Genomic DNA, 1,820 nt, shown 5'->3' with positions numbered 1-1,820 from the left:
GGCTACCGAAAGCCCGCCCTGTACTGCGAAGCAGTCAGGGTCGGGTAGTTTACTTGTTGTAGAGGGCAGGAGCTTGGGCAACCGTCTCACCAGTTTGAGGCAGCTCCTGCCGCAGCAGCGCCACCAAAGCGTTAGTGGATTGGTCGTAGAGGCTGGTCACCAGCTTGGGGTAGAGCCCAATGCCAATGATGGGGATCAACAGGCAGGCGATGATGAACACCTCGCGTGGCTCAGCATCTACCAATTCTTCGTGTTCGGTGAGCTCTTTGTTCTCTGGGCCAAAGAAAATCTGCCGCAACATCGACAGCAGGTAGATGGGGGTCAGGATCACCCCAACTGCTGCCAGGAAAACCACCACCAACCGGAAGGGGAGAGAGTAGGCATCGGTGGTGGCCATGCCGATAAACACCATGATCTCGGCCACAAAGCCGCTCATGCCGGGTAGGGCTAGCGAAGCCAGGGAGCAGGCGGTGAACATGGAGAAGATCTTGGGCATCTTCAGGCCAACGCCGCCCATTTCCTCCAGCTCCAGCGTATGGGTGCGGTCGTAGGTGGCCCCCACCAAAAAGAACAGGCTGGCCCCGATCAGCCCGTGGGAGATCATCTGCAGCATGGCGCCGCTCATGCCGATCTCCGTCAGGGATCCGATACCGATGAGCACGAAGCCCATGTGGCTGATGGAAGAGTAGGCGATCTTCCGTTTCAGGTTGCGCTGGGCAAAAGAGGTGAGGGCGGCAAAGATGATGTTCACCACCCCCAGCACGATCAGCACTGGCGCAAAGTAAAGATGAGCATCCGGCAGCATGCCCGCATTCATGCGCATCAGGGCATAGCCCCCCATCTTGAGCAGGATCCCGGCCAGCAACATGTGCACCGGCGCAGTGGCCTCGCCGTGGGCATCGGGCAGCCAAGTGTGCAAGGGGAAAATGGGCAGCTTCACCCCATAGGCAATGAGGAAGGCCCCATACATCAGCAGTTGGAAGGTGAGTGGATAGGTCTTGTGGGCCAGATCCGTCATGTCAAAGCTGATGGGATCCCCGTAGAAGGCCATGGCCAGACCTGCCACCAGGATAAACAGGGAGCTGAGAGCCGTGTAGAGGATGAACTTGGTGGCCGCATACAGGCGGTTGTATCCCCCCCAAATGGAGAGGAGCAAGTACACCGGGATCAGCTCCAATTCCCACATCAGGAAAAACAGCAACATGTCCTGCACGGCAAACACCCCGATCTGCCCGCCATACATGGCCAGCATCAAAAAGTAGAAGAGGCGAGGTTTGAGGGTGACCGGCCAAGCGGCCAAGATGGCTAGGGTAGTGATAAACGCCGTGAGCAGGATCAGGGGCATGGAGAGGCCATCAGCCCCCACCGACCAACTCAAGCCCACTTGGGGTACCCAGGTGTAGCGCTCCAGCAGTTGCAAGCCCGTCTGGCCGGGATCGTAGCCGACATAGAAGCCGGCCAGCAGAATCAGCAGATCCGTGACCGCAATGAACAAAGCAAACCAGCGGATCCGCTCGGCCAACTTTTGTGCGTAGGCGCGGGTACTGGGATCCCCAGCCGGTGCTGGGATCAGGGGAATAAATAGGGCGGCCAACACAGGGTAAGCGATGACCGTGGTCAGCCAAGGAAACTCGTGCAAGCTGGGCAGCGCCATGGATGTAACCTCGCTTGTGCCATACCATCAGGGGGATCCCTGCCGGCTGCAATCCGACAGCCCTTTACCAGAATCGCCCTTGAGTATCTATGCTTAGCAAATCTACAGGATTATCTTAAGGCTCCCTCTCCCTTTGCGTTGGGATCCCTGGGATGGAGCAGATGCA

At 58.2% G+C, this 1,820-nt stretch carries 1 protein-coding gene; it reads right to left on the bottom strand.

Annotated features, from left to right (window positions below):
• Window positions 1-49: 49 nt before the first annotated feature.
• Window positions 50-1,654, bottom strand: coding sequence for an NAD(P)H-quinone oxidoreductase subunit 4 (locus NW829_RS09150; RefSeq protein WP_414416927.1), 1,605 nt, complete (start codon window positions 1,652-1,654; stop codon window positions 50-52).
• Between the last annotated feature and the right edge of the window lie 166 nt (window positions 1,655-1,820).

This window comes from Synechococcus sp. R55.8, assembly GCF_047461895.1.
In the GTDB taxonomy this organism is placed as follows: domain Bacteria; phylum Cyanobacteriota; class Cyanobacteriia; order Thermostichales; family Thermostichaceae; genus Thermostichus.
This window is presented reverse-complemented; position numbering and strand designations above follow the sequence as displayed.